18 protein-coding genes, 1 tRNA gene and 1 riboswitch are annotated in these 16,706 nt (G+C 41.0%); of the genes, 14 read left to right on the top strand and 5 right to left on the bottom strand.

Annotated features, from left to right (window positions below; genetic code table 11):
* Positions 1-137: 137 nt before the first annotated feature.
* The gene (locus V6C11_RS15175) at positions 138-1,715 is read left to right on the top strand and encodes an FMN-binding glutamate synthase family protein (RefSeq protein WP_333532039.1); all 1,578 of its coding nucleotides are present in this window, start codon (positions 138-140) and stop codon (positions 1,713-1,715) included.
* Between the two features lie 271 nt (positions 1,716-1,986).
* Positions 1,987-3,321: a type I glutamate--ammonia ligase gene (gene glnA / locus V6C11_RS15170; protein WP_333532038.1), complete on the top strand. Its 1,335-nt coding sequence runs from the start codon at positions 1,987-1,989 to the stop codon at positions 3,319-3,321.
* 27 nt (positions 3,322-3,348) lie between these two features.
* Here glnA and V6C11_RS15165 read toward each other — a convergent pair whose 3' ends face one another.
* Positions 3,349-3,657 carry a DUF2508 family protein gene (locus tag V6C11_RS15165; protein ID WP_333532037.1) on the bottom strand — a complete coding sequence of 103 codons (309 nt, stop codon included), beginning with the start codon at positions 3,655-3,657 and terminating at the stop codon, positions 3,349-3,351.
* A gap of 179 nt (positions 3,658-3,836) precedes the next feature.
* Between V6C11_RS15165 and V6C11_RS15160 the strand changes: the two genes are divergently transcribed.
* From V6C11_RS15160 to V6C11_RS15150, 3 genes are all read left to right on the top strand, one after another.
* Complete coding sequence (locus tag V6C11_RS15160) at positions 3,837-3,974, top strand: hypothetical protein (RefSeq protein ID WP_333532036.1); 138 nt, start codon at positions 3,837-3,839, stop codon at positions 3,972-3,974.
* Positions 3,975-4,128: 154 nt separating this feature from the next.
* Positions 4,129-4,638 (top strand): hypothetical protein, encoded by a 510-nt coding sequence (locus V6C11_RS15155; RefSeq protein ID WP_333532035.1) that lies wholly within the window; start codon positions 4,129-4,131, stop codon positions 4,636-4,638.
* A 15-nt stretch (positions 4,639-4,653) separates the two neighbouring features.
* Positions 4,654-5,379: an endonuclease/exonuclease/phosphatase family protein gene (locus V6C11_RS15150; RefSeq protein WP_333532034.1), complete on the top strand. Its 726-nt coding sequence runs from the start codon at positions 4,654-4,656 to the stop codon at positions 5,377-5,379.
* 41 nt (positions 5,380-5,420) lie between these two features.
* Here the strand turns inward: V6C11_RS15150 and V6C11_RS15145 are convergent, their stop codons facing one another.
* Positions 5,421-6,224 (bottom strand): LysM peptidoglycan-binding domain-containing protein, encoded by an 804-nt coding sequence (locus tag V6C11_RS15145; RefSeq protein WP_333532033.1) that lies wholly within the window; start codon positions 6,222-6,224, stop codon positions 5,421-5,423.
* 6 nt (positions 6,225-6,230) lie between these two features.
* A riboswitch (cyclic di-AMP (ydaO/yuaA leader) is annotated at positions 6,231-6,381 on the bottom strand.
* 220 nt (positions 6,382-6,601) lie between these two features.
* On the opposite strand from V6C11_RS15145, the gene V6C11_RS15140 reads away from it, so the two are divergent.
* From V6C11_RS15140 to V6C11_RS15120, 6 genes are all read left to right on the top strand, one after another.
* On the top strand, positions 6,602-7,549 hold the full coding sequence (locus tag V6C11_RS15140; RefSeq protein ID WP_333532032.1) for an L-lactate dehydrogenase: 948 nt from the start codon (positions 6,602-6,604) through the stop codon (positions 7,547-7,549).
* Positions 7,550-7,767: 218 nt separating this feature from the next.
* Positions 7,768-7,842 (top strand) — tRNA-Arg (locus V6C11_RS15135).
* A 300-nt stretch (positions 7,843-8,142) separates the two neighbouring features.
* On the top strand, positions 8,143-8,823 hold the full coding sequence (locus V6C11_RS15130; RefSeq protein ID WP_333532031.1) for a hypothetical protein: 681 nt from the start codon (positions 8,143-8,145) through the stop codon (positions 8,821-8,823).
* Positions 8,824-8,826: 3 nt separating this feature from the next.
* Complete coding sequence (locus V6C11_RS18735) at positions 8,827-9,066, top strand: 4Fe-4S dicluster domain-containing protein (RefSeq protein ID WP_442886079.1); 240 nt, start codon at positions 8,827-8,829, stop codon at positions 9,064-9,066.
* 359 nt (positions 9,067-9,425) lie between these two features.
* Entirely contained in the window at positions 9,426-10,325 is a 900-nt protein-coding gene (locus V6C11_RS15125) for a HAMP domain-containing sensor histidine kinase (RefSeq protein ID WP_333532030.1), read from the top strand.
* Positions 10,313-10,996: a response regulator transcription factor gene (locus V6C11_RS15120; RefSeq protein WP_333532029.1), complete on the top strand. Its 684-nt coding sequence runs from the start codon at positions 10,313-10,315 to the stop codon at positions 10,994-10,996. The genes V6C11_RS15125 and V6C11_RS15120 overlap by 13 nt, the downstream gene beginning before the upstream one ends.
* Positions 10,997-11,216: 220 nt before the next feature.
* Here the strand turns inward: V6C11_RS15120 and V6C11_RS15115 are convergent, their stop codons facing one another.
* Entirely contained in the window at positions 11,217-11,534 is a 318-nt protein-coding gene (locus V6C11_RS15115) for a transcriptional regulator (protein ID WP_333532028.1), read from the bottom strand.
* 17 nt (positions 11,535-11,551) lie between these two features.
* Positions 11,552-11,998, bottom strand: a complete 447-nt coding sequence (locus V6C11_RS15110) for a MarR family winged helix-turn-helix transcriptional regulator (protein ID WP_333532027.1) — start codon at positions 11,996-11,998, stop codon at positions 11,552-11,554.
* Between the two features lie 220 nt (positions 11,999-12,218).
* Here V6C11_RS15110 and V6C11_RS15105 point away from each other — a divergent pair, with 220 nt between their 5' ends.
* From V6C11_RS15105 to V6C11_RS15095, 3 genes are all read left to right on the top strand, one after another.
* Complete coding sequence (locus V6C11_RS15105; protein ID WP_333532026.1) at positions 12,219-12,866, top strand: DUF502 domain-containing protein; 648 nt, start codon at positions 12,219-12,221, stop codon at positions 12,864-12,866.
* Between the two features lie 313 nt (positions 12,867-13,179).
* Complete coding sequence (locus tag V6C11_RS15100; protein WP_333532025.1) at positions 13,180-14,883, top strand: Na/Pi cotransporter family protein; 1,704 nt, start codon at positions 13,180-13,182, stop codon at positions 14,881-14,883.
* Between the two features lie 114 nt (positions 14,884-14,997).
* A complete protein-coding gene (locus V6C11_RS15095; protein WP_333532057.1) occupies positions 14,998-15,711 on the top strand; it encodes a M48 family metallopeptidase in 714 nt (237 codons plus the stop codon).
* Here V6C11_RS15095 and V6C11_RS15090 read toward each other — a convergent pair.
* Positions 15,706-16,521: a hypothetical protein gene (locus V6C11_RS15090; RefSeq protein ID WP_333532024.1), complete on the bottom strand. Its 816-nt coding sequence runs from the start codon at positions 16,519-16,521 to the stop codon at positions 15,706-15,708. The genes V6C11_RS15095 and V6C11_RS15090 overlap by 6 nt on opposite strands.
* Positions 16,522-16,706 lie beyond the last annotated feature (185 nt).

Below are 16,706 nucleotides of genomic sequence, written 5' to 3'. Positions count from 1 at the left end.
GTCCCAACTGGACCTTTTAAAGTAAGGGTCTGGTTGGGGCGTTTTTGTTTTTTAAGCCACGATTTTCTTCACCGACTTTGGTGTTGGAAGGTAGGTATTTAAACGCACAAACGAATCATTTTTAGGAGGTAATGTAAATGACTTATAGTAAAGGCACAAATGCCAGTTCGGCTACCCTAACCAAACTACGTACCCCAGATAGCTACTGTCCCTTTAGCGGTATGTGCAGCACTTGTTTAGATGGCTGCCCTGGTTTCTGCGAGATTGGTAAATCTGCCATACGTGGCAAGGAAAGTCTTTACCCCCAACCCTTCGGCAAGGTAACTTCTGCATCCCAAAAGGATTATCCGGTGGACTACTCCCATTTTAACATTATGGGTACGGCTGTGGGTGCTAAAGGAATTGAAGCAGATTCAAATAAGGCTATTTTCCCCGCTGTTAATTTGGAAACATATCTAGGTGCCAACAAAGACCTGAAACTTACGACACCCATCGTGGTTGCTGCCATGGGTTCTACCAATATTGCTTCGGATAACTGGGATCATCTGGCTGCTGGTTGTGCTATTTCCGGTGCAGGTATTGCCATCGGTGAGAATGTTTGCGCAATGGATCCCAATGTGGAGATTAAAAATGGCCGGGTGTTTCACTCTCCCAATTTAGCTAGAAGAATTAAGGATTTCCAAGAGTGGTCCCAAGGTACCGGTTTCATTGCTGTTCAGGCCAATGTTGAGGATACCATGCTTGGTGTACAGGAATATGCTTTGGAAAAACTGGGGGTAGAAGCAGTTGAGATCAAGTGGGGCCAAGGTGCTAAGGATATTGGCGGGGAAGTTAAGCTAAATAGTCTGGAACGTGCCCTGCAATTAAAGAGCCGGGGCTACATTGTATTGCCTAACCCCGAGGACCCAAAGGTACAGGAAGCTTATCAAGCCGGTGCCTTCAAAGAGTTTGAGCGTCACTCCCGCATTGGTATGGTTAGCGAAGAGGACTTTGTTAAGCGAGTAGAAGACCTGCGTGCTGCTGGTGCAAAGTACGTATTCTTAAAAACCGGTGCCTACCGTCCTGCTGACTTAGCCCGGGCTGTAAAATTTGCATCCATCGCTAAAATTGATCTGCTGACGGTGGATGGTGCCGGTGGTGGTACTGGTATGAGTCCCTGGCGGATGATGAACGAATGGGGTTTACCCACTGTTTACATTCAGTCTTTGCTAACGAAGTACTGTGATAAACTGGCTGACAAGGGCGAATACGTGCCCCCCATTGCAATTGCGGGCGGCTTAACGCTGGAAGATCACATGTTTAAAGGCCTGGCCATGAGTGCTCCCTTTGTTAAGGCTATTGCCATGGCACGTTCTCCACTGACCGCTGCTATGGTTGGTAAGAATATTGGTGAAATGCTAAAAACCGGCAAAGTTCCCAATGAATATAAGAAATACGGTGAAACCCTAGAGCAAATATTCATTAACGCTGCTGTATTGAAAGAGAAGTTGGGTGATCGCTACAAGGATCTACCGGTAGGTGCTATCGGCGTATACTCCTACTTCGAACGCTTATCTCAGGGTCTGCGCCAGTTTATGTGCGGTGCACGTAAATTTGCATTAGAATACATTACCCGGGATGATTTGGTGGCGATAACTCCGGAGGCAGCTCAGGTAAGCGGCATCAAGTACATTATGGATGCCGATGCTGCTGAAGTGGAAAGTATTCTTGGTTAATTATGCAGGAGGGCATGGAAGCTTCTTTTGTCTAGGCCTTTCTACTAATTAGTTTAGGCAGCAGAGTTTTTCCAGAAGCATAATGTCCTATATTTAGGGGTAGATATTTCTAAGATTTTCATATATAATTTAAATAATTGAAAAGCACATTGTGCATATGATTTGGCAATGAGGCCTACAATGGGTAATAATTATTTCTTACCTATCTGTAGGCTTTTTTTATTATAAAGTATACTTATCCTTGTAAGGATATGGAGAAAGGTGTGTTAGTGTGGCAAAATTGACGAACGATGACGTCAGACAATTATGCAAAGACTTAAATGTAAAATTTATTCGCCTGCAATTTACGGATATCTTTGGTGTATTGAAAAACGTAGCCATTACCGTAGAGCAATTGGATAAAGCCCTGGCTGGAGAGTTAATGTTCGATGGGTCTTCCATTGAAGGATTTGTCCGTATTGAAGAATCAGATATGTATCTTCGTCCGGACCCCAGTTCCTTTGTTGTTTTCCCTTGGAAACCAAGAGATGGTGCAGTGGCACGTTTAATTTGTGATATCTACAATCCTAACGGTACACCCTTTATCGGTGATCCACGCTATGCCTTGCGGCGGGCCATTGCCGAGGCAGAGGCCATGGGCTATTCCATGAACGTAGGTCCAGAGGCAGAATTCTTCCTTTTTCACGTCGATAGTGAGGGGCGTCCCACAACCAAAACGCATGATCGGGCTGGTTATTTTGATATGACACCCATTGACTTGGGAGAGGATGCCCGCCGTGATATGGTTCTTACCCTGGAACAAATGGGATTTGAGATTGAAGCATCTCATCACGAGGTTGCGCCTGGCCAGCATGAGATTGATTTTAAATATTCCGATGCTTTGGATGTAGCAGATAAAATTGTAACCTTTAAGTTGGCTGTACGAACGGTGGCCCAACGTCACGGACTTCATGCCACCTTTATGCCGAAGCCAGTTTTTGGCATGGCCGGCTCAGGTATGCACTTGAACCAATCCCTGATCTTCAAGGATGGTGAGAATGCTTTCTATGATCCAGCAATGCCGAATGGTATGAGTGAAATTAGCATGAGTTATATCGCCGGGTTGATGAGTCACATCGATGCCATCACAGCTATTATTAACCCCACCATTAACTCTTACAAGCGTTTGGTTTCCGGTTACGAGGCTCCGGTTTATGTGGCCTGGTCTGCTCAAAACCGCAGTCCATTAATCCGTATTCCGGCTAAGCGGGGGATGTCTACCCGTATTGAATTACGCAGTCCGGACCCATCCTGTAACCCCTATTTGGCTTTGGCTGTCTGCCTGAGGGCTGGTTTGGATGGTATTAAAAAAGGGATGGTGCCGCCGCCACCCTGTGATCGAAATATTTATGAAATGACTTCGGCTGAGCGGCAGGAATTGGGTATTACCCATTTGCCGAATAGTCTTTATGAAGCAGTCCAGGCCTTATCAGCAGATGAAGTTGTTAAAGATGCACTGGGTTCCCATATCTATGAACGTTATCTGGAAGCGAAAACCATCGAATGGGATCGTTATAGAATGCAAGTAAGTCCTTGGGAATTGGAAGAATACTTGACTAAATTCTAATCTCCATAAAAACAACCCCTGCAACAGCTAGCTATGGCTACCTGTTGCAGGGGTTAATTGTTTTGTATCCCAAATGTGGTAGTGTTCATTTCTAGCCTTTTGCAACAGGGCCATATATTTTCTTTCACAGGCGGTGGTCTGGAGAATAGCCGCCTCGAGCATATCCCGATCAGCCCATTCCATTTGATTCTGGGCAATTAGCCAGGCTTTTTTTGCCAGCTCAATTTGCACTTCTAAGGAGTTTTCGTCTAACTTTTTGGGAAAAATCGTTTTTTTAAGCTTACCCCAGGAAAAATCCCTTATTAGGCAAAGAAAGATTTCCTTGTCTACTTTCATAAAAGTACCTCCTTGTCCACTTTGTTAATGTGTATTAGTAAGGAGGAAGAAGTAGTACAAGAAGTAAAATAGATTTAAAATCAAATGAATTGTTTTACAATTGCAACTTAGACCGAAAGGCTTGCTTCTAAAAATTGTGATTGTTATAATTTTCTCAAGAGAACATAGGAGGTGTTAGTATGGCAAAAGTAATAGCCAAAATGAAAATTATCAATGGCAAAATGCAACTAACCCGTATCGGTGAGGGTGAAAAGAAAATTAAGATGGGTTGCTGCTACAAATTGTATGCGGCCTTTAGAAAAGTAAATGGTGCATAGCTAAGGGTGTAAAGTTGGAAAACGTTTTCCAACTTTTTTATTTTATGACACGGGTTATTGCCATCAGACAAAAAGTAGCATACGGATACCTAAACGCATAGCATATTTCAACGAGACAAATGAGAATGAGAACCCGTTATTATGGGGGAGGGCTATGGGTGGAGCTATTATTTATCCCGAAATTATAGGTACTTTGGCAGATAGCATTTTTTTAGTGGTACCTGCCATTAAAAAAGAAATGGCACAGTATGCCGAGCGCAGAGCAATGGGGGAAGAGGTAGAGTATCACCTCGAATGGAATTTGATCATTAACAAGACCCTGGAAATATGCCTAATAACAATGGATATCGTTTGGGATGATGAAAACATGACAGTGATCGGCTTTACTTCTAAATCCTGGGAGCAGTTGGCGCAATTTATGCTTTATCGAAACCTAATATTGCTTCCGGATCGAGGCTTAATTGGGGATGATAAACAATTAATAAGTCCCCTGGCTGCCCAAGAAGGCTTTTTATTAAAAGGGCTGGATAAAGGACTGAAAAATTTGGCCAATAAAGCAGCCAATATACCCCCAGACCTCAATGTGCGGGGAATGATGTCTTATTTAAGTAATATGCTAAACTTTAATCGAAAGGTTATTGAATATGGACATTATCTTAGCTAATGGGGGTGGTGAAAATTGTTTCCTATCCGGGTAGTTAGCTATAATATCCGTCATGCCCAGGGAATAAATGGAGCAGTTGATATTCACCAAATTGCTAAGTCCCTGGCATATACTGGAGGTAAGTTGATTGGCTTACAAGAAGTAGATAAACATATGCCGCGCAGCCATTTTGTTCATCAAGCAAAAACACTTGGGCAGCTGCTATACAAAAATTGGGTTTACGGGCCCAACTTGAACTGGGGGGTTGCCCAGTTCGGTAATGCAATTCTATCTCATTGGCCGGTGCTTCTGTACAGGCAGTATATGCTTCCCAGTAAGGGAGAAAAAAGGGGTTTACTCGAGGCAATCATTCTATTAAAACATAGAAAGATTAGCTTTTTTTGTACCCACTTAGGGTTAAAGCGTGAGGAGAGAATGGATCAAGTAAGGGATATATTGGGAATTATTGGTAAATGTTCTTATCCCTGTATTCTAGTGGGGGATTTTAATAATGGTCCTACATCTGAGGAGTACCGATTACTTACCACGATTCTTAAAGATGCAACCGATATGGGTGAACCCTATAAAACTTACCCTGCGCAACAGCCACAAGAGCAAATCGATTATATTTTTGTATCTTCTGAATGGAATACCCTATCTGCAACTACCTATCACACACTGGCTTCCGATCATTTGCCCATAGAAGCAACCTTACGATTGATGGAGAATGTAGAAATCGATAAGGATATTCAGTTTTTATAGAAATAAGCAAGCACTGGCATTCATGCCAGTGCTTATGTTATTTATTTTGCCTTTGCATAAACCATTTTGCCATAATTAGCGGCTACAGGCAGGGAGAGAAGAAATGAGTTGGTGGAACCTTTATCAAAGAAATATAGTGCCCCGTTGGTAGGATCATTACCATCTAATGCTGCCTGGGCAGCTTTAATTGCATTGGCTGTGGCAGGTTTATTGATCCAACCGTTTCTGACAGGAGAAAACTGGTTTTGGGCATAGATTACGTCGCGAATATTATTGGGGAAAATGGAACTTTGTACCCGGTTAATAACAACCGCTGCTACACTAATCTGGGCTTCCATCGGTTCTCCTCCTGCTTCAGCAGTGACCAGACGTGCCAGCAAATCGAAATCTTCATCATCATAGGGAATAACCGGTCTTTGGGCACTGCGGCTTACGGTAGCAGCCACTGGAGCGGCGGTATTCCTCACACTTGCCCCTGGAATTATAAGTTGTTTGCCAGGATGAATGGTAGAACTAGTGAGCCCATTGACCTGCATGATAGTATTTAACCCAACACCAAACTTCTGGGCGATGGCATAGAGACTATCACCAGACTTCACCGTATAGCTTATCTCCGTAGGTTTAGCCTCTGGTATTGTAAGAACATGCCCAGGGTCAAGAACATCACTGGTAAGACCATTGGCGGTCTTGATCTGAGTAATACTAACACCAACTTTTTGACTAATTAAATAAAGTGAGTCACCAGGTACCACTGTATATTGAGCGGCTAAAGCTGTTGATGGCATGAGGATAGCAAAAAGACACAAGGATACGATGACCCGTTTAAGGCGGTGCAAAAAACGCATATGTACTTTTACCCTCCTTGGGGCCTCCGAGGTTAGTTGACGGGTTCGGGTTGAGGGCACCCTACCGCATTTTAAACACCTCCATAAAATTGCGGATTCACCCCATAAATTTTGATCCCCCGTACTCCGGTAAACGGAGATTCGGCCTAGTTATTTTAGTTACAAACCATTGTACATGTTTTCCAGATTTACGTCTATCCACAATATTTGGAAAATACATGAGACATAGGTATTTAATAACTGGAAATACTAAATGAACCATCCGGCGTCAGTCATCCGCCATCGGCTTTATGAGCCGTGTTTTGGTGTATATTTTGCCTCCGTTGTATGAGCTGGGGTGATGATGGTTAATTTGAAAATTAATCGAGGGGTGAACAATGGTGAAATTAAGAAAGGGAGCCAAGATAGCTATTATAGGAGCGGGGTTTGTTGGGTCAACTGCAGCCTTTGCGATTATGTCCAGTGGTTTGGCCAGTGACCTTGTTTTGGTTGATGTTAGTCACGCAAAGGCAGAAGGGGAGGCGATGGATCTAGGGGATGCCGCAGCCTTTATTAAACCCATTAATGTATATGCAGGCTCCTTTGAGGATTGTAAGGATTCTAATATTATTGTCTTTACAGCCGGAGCCAATCAAAAACCCGGTGAGACACGGTTAGATTTGGTCAACAAGAACGTTAGTATTTTAAAAGATAGTTTACCGCAGTTGTTAAAATATTGTCCGAATGCCATTTATTTAATTGTTGCTAATCCAGTGGATGTTTTAACCTATGCCGCCTTAAAGATATCGAACCTACCTGCAAACCAAGTATTTGGTTCAGGAACAATTTTGGATACCTCAAGATTTAGAGCAGAAGTGGCTGATTATTGTAATGTGGACCCTCGTAATGTTCATGCTTATATAATTGGTGAGCATGGTGACTCTGAAGTACCTATCTGGAGTACAGCAGATGTGGCAGGGATCCCCCTAGAGCAATTTTCTAAATTACGAGGTTTGGAGCCCATCTGTAGAAATGAAATTGCCAATCGGGTGCGCACGGCAGCCTATGAGATTATTCAGCGTAAGGAGGCAACCTATTATGCCATAGCTGTTTCTATAAAAAGAATTTGTGAAGCCGTCTTAAGGGATGAAGATTCTATCTTGACCGTGTCCGGTATGATCAATGATTTCTACGGAATACAAGATTGCTGTTTCAGTTTGCCTACAATTGTCAATGGCTCTGGACGAGACAAGGTACTCCCTATAAGTATGACGGAGGAAGAAGAAACTGCCCTAAGAAATTCAGCACATATACTAAAAGAGGCCATTAAACAGGCAGGTTTTTGATTTTTCCGCATACTGGTTGCTAGATGAGACATTATTTAGCCGTCAGCCATGGGCATTAGCTCATGGCTAATGGTCAATCGTATTTTCAAACTTGGCAATTAACTCAGGGTCTTGAACTATTCAAGAGGCTGTGATATCATTTAAAAGTTGTTGCTATCAACATTTATCCACTTGCAAAAAAACAAATTATTGTTATAATAAAAAAGCACAATTATTTTGCGCCTGTAGCTCAGGGGATAGAGCGCCGGCCTCCGGAGCCGGAAGCGCAGGTTCGATTCCTGCCAGGCGCACCATATCTGACACATCAAGAAACTCGCAAAGCCTTAGAATACAAGGTCTTGCGAGTTTTCTATGTTTTACGGGTAAGGCGAAGGCATTCAGACGAAGACAAAAAATTTCTTAGACAGCTAAATACCTTAATTCTAGTTGTTTCTGCTGATTTTTTAGAGAGGCAAATATGTTTGAACCCATGATTGCTTAGGAATTATTATTATTAGTTTTACTCTTATTTATAAAAAATTTATAATTTGATTAAGATAAGTTTATTTTTGTCCTTTAGAATAACCTCATCCAGAAAAAAGGAGGGTGTTCAGATGAACAAAATTAAACTTATGTATAGTATCGCAAAAACCATGAAAGAAAAGGATCATTTCAATGGTTCTCTCCAGGTCGAATGCATAAAGGATCAGGCAAAGTTATTCCAAATGACGAACGAGTTTTCCAAAAACCTGTCCAGTGGTATGGTTAAAGCCAGGATTAAGACGGAAATGGACTACGCAGGAAAAAGCTTCAAGCATGAGAGCAGCAATGAATTTAGCCATGGGCAGAATCCTCACCGACATGAAGGCTTTTTTAAAGACAGGCACGCTCGTTTCCACCATGGATGCTGCGGGCACTTTGGGTTGAAAGATTTTTTTTCTAAACTGACATTGGCTTTGGATCTGCTGGAAAGAATTAAGGTTGAAGAACAACCGGATAATACCACTAGGATGACGTTAGAATTGGATGAACTGCCTAAAGAGTTACAAGCACTAAAACATTCATTTAGGAAAGAACACCGTCAAGGGCAAGAGTACCACAGGCACCACCATGAGCACTGCTTGATGAAAGAATTACACGCACTGGAAAATCCCAACCTGGCCCTACTTGCCACAATTAACAAAAAGAATGAGCTGGAATGTATTGATTTAAAGCTAAGTGGCAAACAGGCAGGCGGTTTAGAAGAAAATCACACGCTTAACATCCATGCCAAGCTGATCTTTAGCAATAAATAACCGATGAACCATCTGATTAGCCAATTCCTGCAGCAGCCTAGGAAAAGAATTCTAAAAACCAAGCACATCACGATAAACATAAAAAAGTGCCAGGCATGTTATCAATGTGTTGCAGTGTGTCCCAATGATGTGCTTGCTAAAATGAATTTGCTTTGTCATCGGCATGTCCGCTTGGATAAACCGCAAAACTGTACCGGGTGCCTGGCTTGTAAAAAAGCATGCACCCACCAAGCCATAACGTAGCTTAAATAAAAGAATTAGACATAGGAACCATGCTAAAACTCCCGTGTCTAATTCAATTTTCTTGTTTTTTGGTATTTTAAAAATGTTGCAGGTGAATTATGAACAGGTATAAAAGATTTAACCATCATGAATATCATAGGCTCAGGCATGAATTTTACAAACGCTACCGCAATCACGGCCACTGGCACAGGGATTTTGACCGGTCACACCGGGCTCTAAAACTCCTGCGCCCAATTTTTTTACTCCTGATCATCCTATTGATTTACCTAATGTTTAGATTCCCTGTTAGCAAAGTCCTCACATTTTTATTTGGCTTATTTATCCTCAGTCAAATTGTTCATTTAATTTGGATAACACATTTGGAAAAGAGAATTTTCATTCCCATTTCCCGACTGCATAATGGTGTTAAAGAAATTGCTAAAGGAAACTATCATGTTAAGATCGATCATACAACCTTTAATGAAATCGGTTTCTTAATTGATTCTTTTAATGATATGGCTGCAAAATTGCAAAGGAATGAAACCCTTAAACAGGAGTATGAAGAAAACTGGAAGACATTAATTGCCAATATCTCCCATGATTTAAAAACTCCGATCACAGCCATTGGTGGCTATATTGATGCCATTCATGACGGCGTGGTTACTTCTCCGGAGAAACTGGATCAGTACCTGCATGTTATTAAAAAGAATACGTTATATATCAACCGTCTCATCGATGATTTGTTTTTGTTTTCTAAACTGGATATGCACCAACTGGAATTTCAGATGGAAAGCATTGGAATCAAAGCCTTTATGGATGACCTGATGGCGGAATTTCGCTTTGAATTTGAAGAAAGGGGCCTTGGCTTCCAGTATACGGATGATACGGACGTAAATTATAAAGTGACCCTGGACGGAAAAAGGATTTATCAGGTGATTCACAATGTTATCGGTAATTCCGTCAAATATGGCCCGCCGGGAAACCTATGTCTGAAAATCAGGTTGTATCAGAAGGCAGGCTTTATCTGTCTGGCTATCCAGGATAACGGTCCTGGGATTCCAGAAGATAAAATCACTCGGATTTTTGATCGTTTCTACCGGATTGATAGTGAACGCACAAAGGACTTGATGAGTACCGGTTTGGGTCTTTCCATCGCTAAAGAACTGATGGCAGCCCACGGCGGAAAAATACAGGTAACCAGTGTTTTGGGGGAGGGCTCCTGTTTTACACTGATGCTACCTATATCTAGTGAGGAAGGATCTGCCCCATGCATATTCTGATCATTGAAGACGATCTCCATATAGCCAAATTGGAAAAGGATTACTTTCAGTTTAACGGATATAAAGTTGATATCGCCCAGAATGGGGAACTTGGTTTAAAAAAGGCATTAACCGGGGTTTACGATATTATTATTGTGGACTTGATGCTGCCAGGCAAAGATGGCTACGAAATTGTTAAGGAAATACGCAGGAATTTTGAAATCCCTGTGCTGATCGTTTCAGCCAAAGGAGAAGATATCGATAAGATCAGAGGACTTGGTTTTGGTGCGGATGATTATATAACGAAACCCTTTAGCTTGACGGAACTGGTGGCCAGAGTAAAGTCCCACATTCAAAGATATGAACGTTTAACGGGTAAAAGGGCAGCCGTAGAAATTATCAGTCATAAGGGTTTAGAGATCAATACTTCTTCCCATAAGGTTTTTGTTAACAGTAGGGAGGTTGTATTGACAACCAAAGAATATGAAATTTTATTATTTCTTGCCTCCAATCCCAATATTGTTTTTAGCAAAGAACAGCTTTTTGACCGTATTTGGGGCGAGGATTCCCTTGGGGATCTGGCTACGGTAACTGTTCATATCCAAAAAATACGGAAGAAGATTGAAAAAGACCCGGCTAATCCACAGTACATCGAAACGTTATGGGGCACCGGCTACAGGTTTAAGGGGTAGCTAGCCGGCTCCATCAATAATGTCCCCCATAACCTCATATGAACAGGGGAACCAATGCTCCAACAAGGGAATTAGTATACTCAAAAATACGGTGCTTCTTTATTCATTACTTCCTTTAGGTATCATTCATTTAGATATTCCTGTGGCCCAGCCGATATTTTCAAAAAGCAAGCCAGTTGTTGCAAAAAGCGGAACGACCCGGTGTCGTTCCGCCTTTTGCTTAAAGGTGACTAGCGGATTGATTCTCCATAGCAATGTATTTTTCTCTACAGGACCAACTGCAAAAGTAATGTTTTTCATTGTCTTTAGCCAGAATAAAAGCCTTTGGTTTTGGTATCGTACAGCCACAAATACTATCCGTAACCAATTCTACTTCTTCTTTAACAGTCGGTATTTCTTGAATTTGTTTTTGTTCAGGGTTATTTTCCAGTTGTTGTTGGGCTTTTTTCCTAAGCTGAATAAGGTTAAAGATATTAATTACGCCTCGTAATATTAAATATATAAACAATATATTTAGAAAACTTTCAACAAAGCTCATAAGATACCCCCTTTAAATTATTCTGCATGATATAAATCGGCTTTGTTATTTTTCAGTAGTTTTTTAAATACCTCACAGACTGTAGCTAATTCATCCTCTTCTATATGATCAAACTGTTTTACTAAAAGCTGAATTCTTTCAATCTCAATTTCAGAAAGTATCTTTCTGCCATTTTCAGTTAGTGTGAGCCAGACAATGCGACGATCCTTCTCAGATCTATTTTTCTCAATCCAACCATTTTTATAGAGCCTATCTAAAATAGTGGTGGCAGCAGAGGGGGAAATGTCTAATGTATGAGCAATATCAGCTGCTTTGCAGGTGCTTTGTAGGGCAATGAGTTTAAGCAAAAAAAACTGACTTGGGGTTATCGAGTCTTTTAATAATCCTTTTATCTGACAACTATTGTTTTGTACGAACTCATGAAGCAGCATATCCATTAATATTATCTTTTCTCTCTTATTCAAGATAATGATGCTCCTTTTTCTTGTTTGTTATATTATAAGCCATATTAATAGTTATGTCCATTAATAGTTTATATCATTAACTAAAACCCATGAAAGATTGCAGCAGGATATGGGAAATCGATCCGTTTCTCTAATTTTCCAGTAAAATTAAAGGTTTTAGCAAATAAATATAGAAAGTAACTAACTTGAAAATTTAGCAAAATATTCAGGAGTTGAGTTTATGCGAAAGATTTCAATTTACTTTGTAAAGGGATTATTAGTTTTATTGCCGCTCCTGGGCACCTTTTATATTTTAGCCTTTACTTATGACAAAATTTCTGGGGTGGGCAGTGCAATTCTTTACCCCTTAGTGGGGCGGGATTTGCCTGGGATTGATTTTATCTTTGTGATTCTAATGGTAACCTTGCTGGGGATGGTGGCTAACTGGTGGATATCGAAAAAGATATTAGCTCTCATCGAGGGTTTTATTTGCAGTATGCCTGGGGTTAAGAATATTTATAATACCTTGAAGGATGCCTTAAAATCGCTGGTTGGTGACAAAAAGAAATTTGATACGGTTGCCCTGGTAAAACTGGGTGAAAATACCCATCGGTTAGGTTTTTTGACGATAAAGGAATCACCATTAAAAGATAAAGACGGCGGGGAACTGGTTGGAGTTTATTTTCCCCAAACCTTACAGGTGGCCGGAGATATGTACTGGGTTCCTAAAGAGAGTGTGCTTATTGTGGACATACCAGTGGACCAAGCCCTAAGGCTAATTATTTCTGGGGGAGCCACTGGCTCTGATCAGTTTATAAAAAGTAATCAATGGCAGGTAATACCCAAAAAAACGAAAAGAAAAACCGTGTGGAACATTTTTGACGAATAATCTTACCTTTTATGCGAGCAATATTTGAGGCCCCGGGGGTAAGAGTTGAATAAATGGGATTATACCCAGACAGTATATTTAGACTAGTCAGAAAACGGCAATGATTCAGCTAATGCGGCTGGGTCATTGTTTTTTGCTTAATATATTATAAACTGTTATATTTCGCGGTTTGACACTTATTAACCAATGAATTACAATACAATATAATATAAATTTATTTTAAATGTATATCGGAATAATTGTTATATCCAAAGTTATTCCGTCGTACTTGTGAAATTTATACCATAGTTCAACATAGAAAGGTGGGGGGGAAATGTCCTGGCAATCAACAATACTTAGTATGATCGGCGGTATGGGCCTGTTATTATACGGTATGTATGTTTTGAGTGAGGGGCTGCAAAAAATTGCCGGGAAAAAACTCCGGGAGGCCTTAACCACTCTAACTAAAAACAGAATCATTGCGATGGGGCTAGGAGCCATGGTTACGATTTTGTTCCAAAGTAGTACGGCAACCACCGTGATTCTGGTAAGCTTAACCAGTGCATCGATTATTAGTTTAAGGCAGACTTTAGCTGTGATTTTGGGTGCAGACATAGGCACCACCGTAACGGCACAATTAATAGCCCTTAAGGCCACAGAAATCTCCTTACCTATCGTAGGTATTGGTGCTACGATTGTTTTCTTTTCTAAGAATAACAAGAATAAACGCATTGGCCAGGTATTAATTGGTTTTGGCTTACTTTTTTTAGGTTTAAAAATCATGTCAGATACCATGTATCCCTTGAGAAATGACCCTGCCTTTGAGAACTTACTGTTACAGATGAGTGACAGGCCAGTCTTAGCATTAGCCTTGGCAGCGGTATTTACATTTTTGGTTCACAGCAGTGCAGCAACCATTGGTATTATTATGCTGCTGGCAATGCAGGGCATGATTACCTTAGTGCCTGCTATTTACATGCTATTTGGTGCCAACATAGGGACGGCATTTACGGCGATCCTATCCAGCCTGGGGTCTTCCAGGGAATCGAAGAGGGTTGCCACAGCCCACCTGTTATTTAAGGTGGTTGGGGTCTTGCTATTTCTTCCCTTTGTTACCCCATTGGCAGCTTTAATGTCAAATATAACGGCCAATGCAGGCTTTCAAGTTGCCAACGTTCATACCCTTTTTAATATTGCCATTGCTATATTATTTGTACCCTTTGTATCTCAATTTGTCCGATTTCTGGAGTACATTATTCCTGACAAAAAAGAAGCTGCGGATGATGTTATACCTAAATACTTGGATGAAAGCCTTATCAGCAGCCCTGAACTGGCCATTGGTATGGCGACCAAAGAGATTATGCACATATCCGATCACGTGACGGATATGATGAGGGAAGTATATCCGCTGCTAAAAAACTTTGATCAAGACCATGCTGAAAAATTACTTCAAAAGGAACATCATATTGATGTCTTATCCAAGGCCAGTAATAAATATCTAACCCTCTTACTTAGGCACCAACTATCGAAGGATGAGTTTAATAAAACAATGGGTCTAGTGCATATCGTCCGGGATTACGAACATATTGGCGATATCATCGAAAAGAATTTAATGTCCAAGGCAGAAAGCAAATCTGTTAATAACCTGGACTTCTCCGAAGAAGGGCATAAAGATATCCAGGCTATGCATAATAAGGTTTTTGAATTACTTCACCTGGTAAACACCTGCTTTGCCACCAATAGCTGTCTATTGGCAGAAAAGGCTAAAAGCTTTCAGGAAGATATTGCGGATTTGGAGTTTCGTCTCAGGATGAGTCATATTGCACGGATGCAAAAGGGAGCCGAGGAAACGGTGAACACCAGTTTTATCCATATGGATGTTATCAATGCCTATCTAAGAATCAGTGAGCACCTCAAGAACATTGCGATGGCCCTCACCGATGAAGTATCTTGTACCTGGCATGATGAGGCCCTAATACTTACGCCACCTTCGGAAATGTGGGCCGGAAGCAGTCAGCAAAATTCACCAAATAGGTAGATAATGGGTCTTGCCCTGTCAAGGGGGTGTCGATTGCTACGAAAAGTAGTTTGCGATACTCCCTTATTTATGTATTAAGCATTAAAAATTATTTCAAAGGGTAGTTGTTAAGTGATGAAAACAAAAGCGATACAATTGGGTGGGAAGAAAATACCTTACCTGCTTCGGGAGAGTAGCAGAGCAAAGAACATCAGCCTAAAAATTAGTATAGAAAAAGGGTTAGAGGTTGTGGTGCCGGTTAATTACCCCACCGGTCAGGTTGAGACACTACTAAGGGAAAAAGGGGAATGGATATTACAAAAACTAACCTTAATTTCCCAACGGGCACAACAGAAAAAAGAAAACAGCCTCGCAGAAAAACATGCTGTACGTTTTTTGGGGAAATCCTACCCTGTGGTTCTGGTTTTTCAACAGGGCTACCCAGAGGTGGAACTGGTGGAAGATAGGATAATTGTTATGCTTCCACGGGAATATCAAGATAGGGTGGCTCAGATTATTGAGTCTTGGCTAAGGTACCAGGCCAAAAAAATTATTATGCAGAGATTAGAGGTTGTAGCCAAGGTATTCGGAGTTCATTACAAGCAGGTATTTATTAAAGATCAGAAAACCCGCTGGGGAAGTTGTTCCAGCCAAGGCAACTTAAATTTTAATTACCGATTAGTCATGGCACCACTATCCGTTATTGATTACCTGGTGGCCCATGAAGCAGCTCACTTAATAGAGATGAATCATTCCAAAAAATTTTGGGCCTTGGTGGAGCGTATTTGTCCCAATTACAAGGTTCAGCGAAAATGGTTAAAGGAACATGGCACAGAATTAACCCTATAGTTTTACTTCGGCCAAGGGCTTATCCTTAGAGTCACAAAGGGTCAGGGTGGTTGCTTTGTATTGGTTTTGGTCCATTTTAAAGGTGGTTTTTAATAACCCAATGGTGTCGGCATGGGATATGCCAATGACCCTTTGGATGGTGATAATTTCTTTGATGCCGTCATCATTGTAGTCCACCAGGCTATAATCCGCGATGGGATCGATCCAAGTGGCAATGTTATTTAACATATCTTCCAGATTGCTATATTGTTTTTGGTCTAGCTCAATCACTGCTTTAAGACCAGTCTCTTTATCTTCAAACTTGACATAATAATCGCCCATGTACTTGACTTCAAACCTTGGCGAGCTAGGATTCATTTCGTTTTCGTTGCTAAAAATTTGTTGTAAATTATTTTCGGATGCTTTATACACATTCAAACCCATTGCCCCAGCACTGCCACTGGACTGACGGTAAAGGAGGACTTCATCCCTTTGGTCATTGTCAATGTCTGCTAATGCCAGTTTAGCAAAGGAGTATAGACCATCTTCATGAAAAAGCTTGACTTTTTCCACCCCGTCTACTACTAAGGACCAGGATTGGGGCATGCCCTCCGGGGTCTCTTCAACATACAAAATCATTTTTTCCGGAGTTTTATTGCCAAAGATATTTTTGTCTAGTGTTTGTAGCATATGGGTATTGGCTGTGACAATAAAAGAAGCTTCTTCCTTAGCTAACGGATTGACTGGCTTAACCTCCGTATTTTGGAAGGAACAGCCGGCCACCAAAAGAGTTTGGGAGATAATCAAAAGGATCAAGGCTATTTTTTTCATTTCATTCTCCTCAATCTAATTTATATAAGTGATTATATTGTCTAAGACGCAGCATAAAGCAAAACGTTACACTTGAAAATCATGGGTATGGAGGAAAAAGTAAAATTAATTGAAAATTACAATCCACCTAGTACATCTTTTAGGGATGTATTAAAATGTTACAGTACGCTGGCAAGCAGTCAAAG

Source organism: Desulfotomaculum sp. 1211_IL3151 (assembly GCF_036763075.1).
Taxonomy (GTDB): Bacteria; Bacillota; Desulfotomaculia; order Desulfotomaculales; family Desulfotomaculaceae; genus Desulfotomaculum.
Note: the sequence above shows the minus strand (reverse complement) of the source record. Positions and strands in the feature narration are given on the sequence as shown.

What these genes read in the sequence shown, in the direction of transcription:
- V6C11_RS15175 (WP_333532039.1), top strand. Translation starts at nt 138, where the DNA reads ATGACTTATAGTAAAGGCACAAATGCCAGTTCGGCTACCCTAACCAAA.
- V6C11_RS15165 (WP_333532037.1), bottom strand. Translation starts at nt 3,657, where the DNA reads ATGAAAGTAGACAAGGAAATCTTTCTTTGCCTAATAAGGGATTTTTCC.
- V6C11_RS15160 (WP_333532036.1), top strand. Translation starts at nt 3,837, where the DNA reads ATGGCAAAAGTAATAGCCAAAATGAAAATTATCAATGGCAAAATGCAA.
- V6C11_RS15155 (WP_333532035.1), top strand. Translation starts at nt 4,129, where the DNA reads ATGGGTGGAGCTATTATTTATCCCGAAATTATAGGTACTTTGGCAGAT.
- V6C11_RS15145 (WP_333532033.1), bottom strand. Translation starts at nt 6,224, where the DNA reads ATGCGTTTTTTGCACCGCCTTAAACGGGTCATCGTATCCTTGTGTCTT.
- V6C11_RS15140 (WP_333532032.1), top strand. Translation starts at nt 6,602, where the DNA reads ATGGTGAAATTAAGAAAGGGAGCCAAGATAGCTATTATAGGAGCGGGG.
- V6C11_RS15130 (WP_333532031.1), top strand. Translation starts at nt 8,143, where the DNA reads ATGAACAAAATTAAACTTATGTATAGTATCGCAAAAACCATGAAAGAA.
- V6C11_RS18735 (WP_442886079.1), top strand. Translation starts at nt 8,827, where the DNA reads ATGAACCATCTGATTAGCCAATTCCTGCAGCAGCCTAGGAAAAGAATT.
- V6C11_RS15120 (WP_333532029.1), top strand. Translation starts at nt 10,313, where the DNA reads ATGCATATTCTGATCATTGAAGACGATCTCCATATAGCCAAATTGGAA.
- V6C11_RS15115 (WP_333532028.1), bottom strand. Translation starts at nt 11,534, where the DNA reads ATGAGCTTTGTTGAAAGTTTTCTAAATATATTGTTTATATATTTAATA.
- V6C11_RS15105 (WP_333532026.1), top strand. Translation starts at nt 12,219, where the DNA reads ATGCGAAAGATTTCAATTTACTTTGTAAAGGGATTATTAGTTTTATTG.
- V6C11_RS15100 (WP_333532025.1), top strand. Translation starts at nt 13,180, where the DNA reads ATGTCCTGGCAATCAACAATACTTAGTATGATCGGCGGTATGGGCCTG.
- V6C11_RS15095 (WP_333532057.1), top strand. Translation starts at nt 14,998, where the DNA reads ATGAAAACAAAAGCGATACAATTGGGTGGGAAGAAAATACCTTACCTG.
- V6C11_RS15090 (WP_333532024.1), bottom strand. Translation starts at nt 16,521, where the DNA reads ATGAAAAAAATAGCCTTGATCCTTTTGATTATCTCCCAAACTCTTTTG.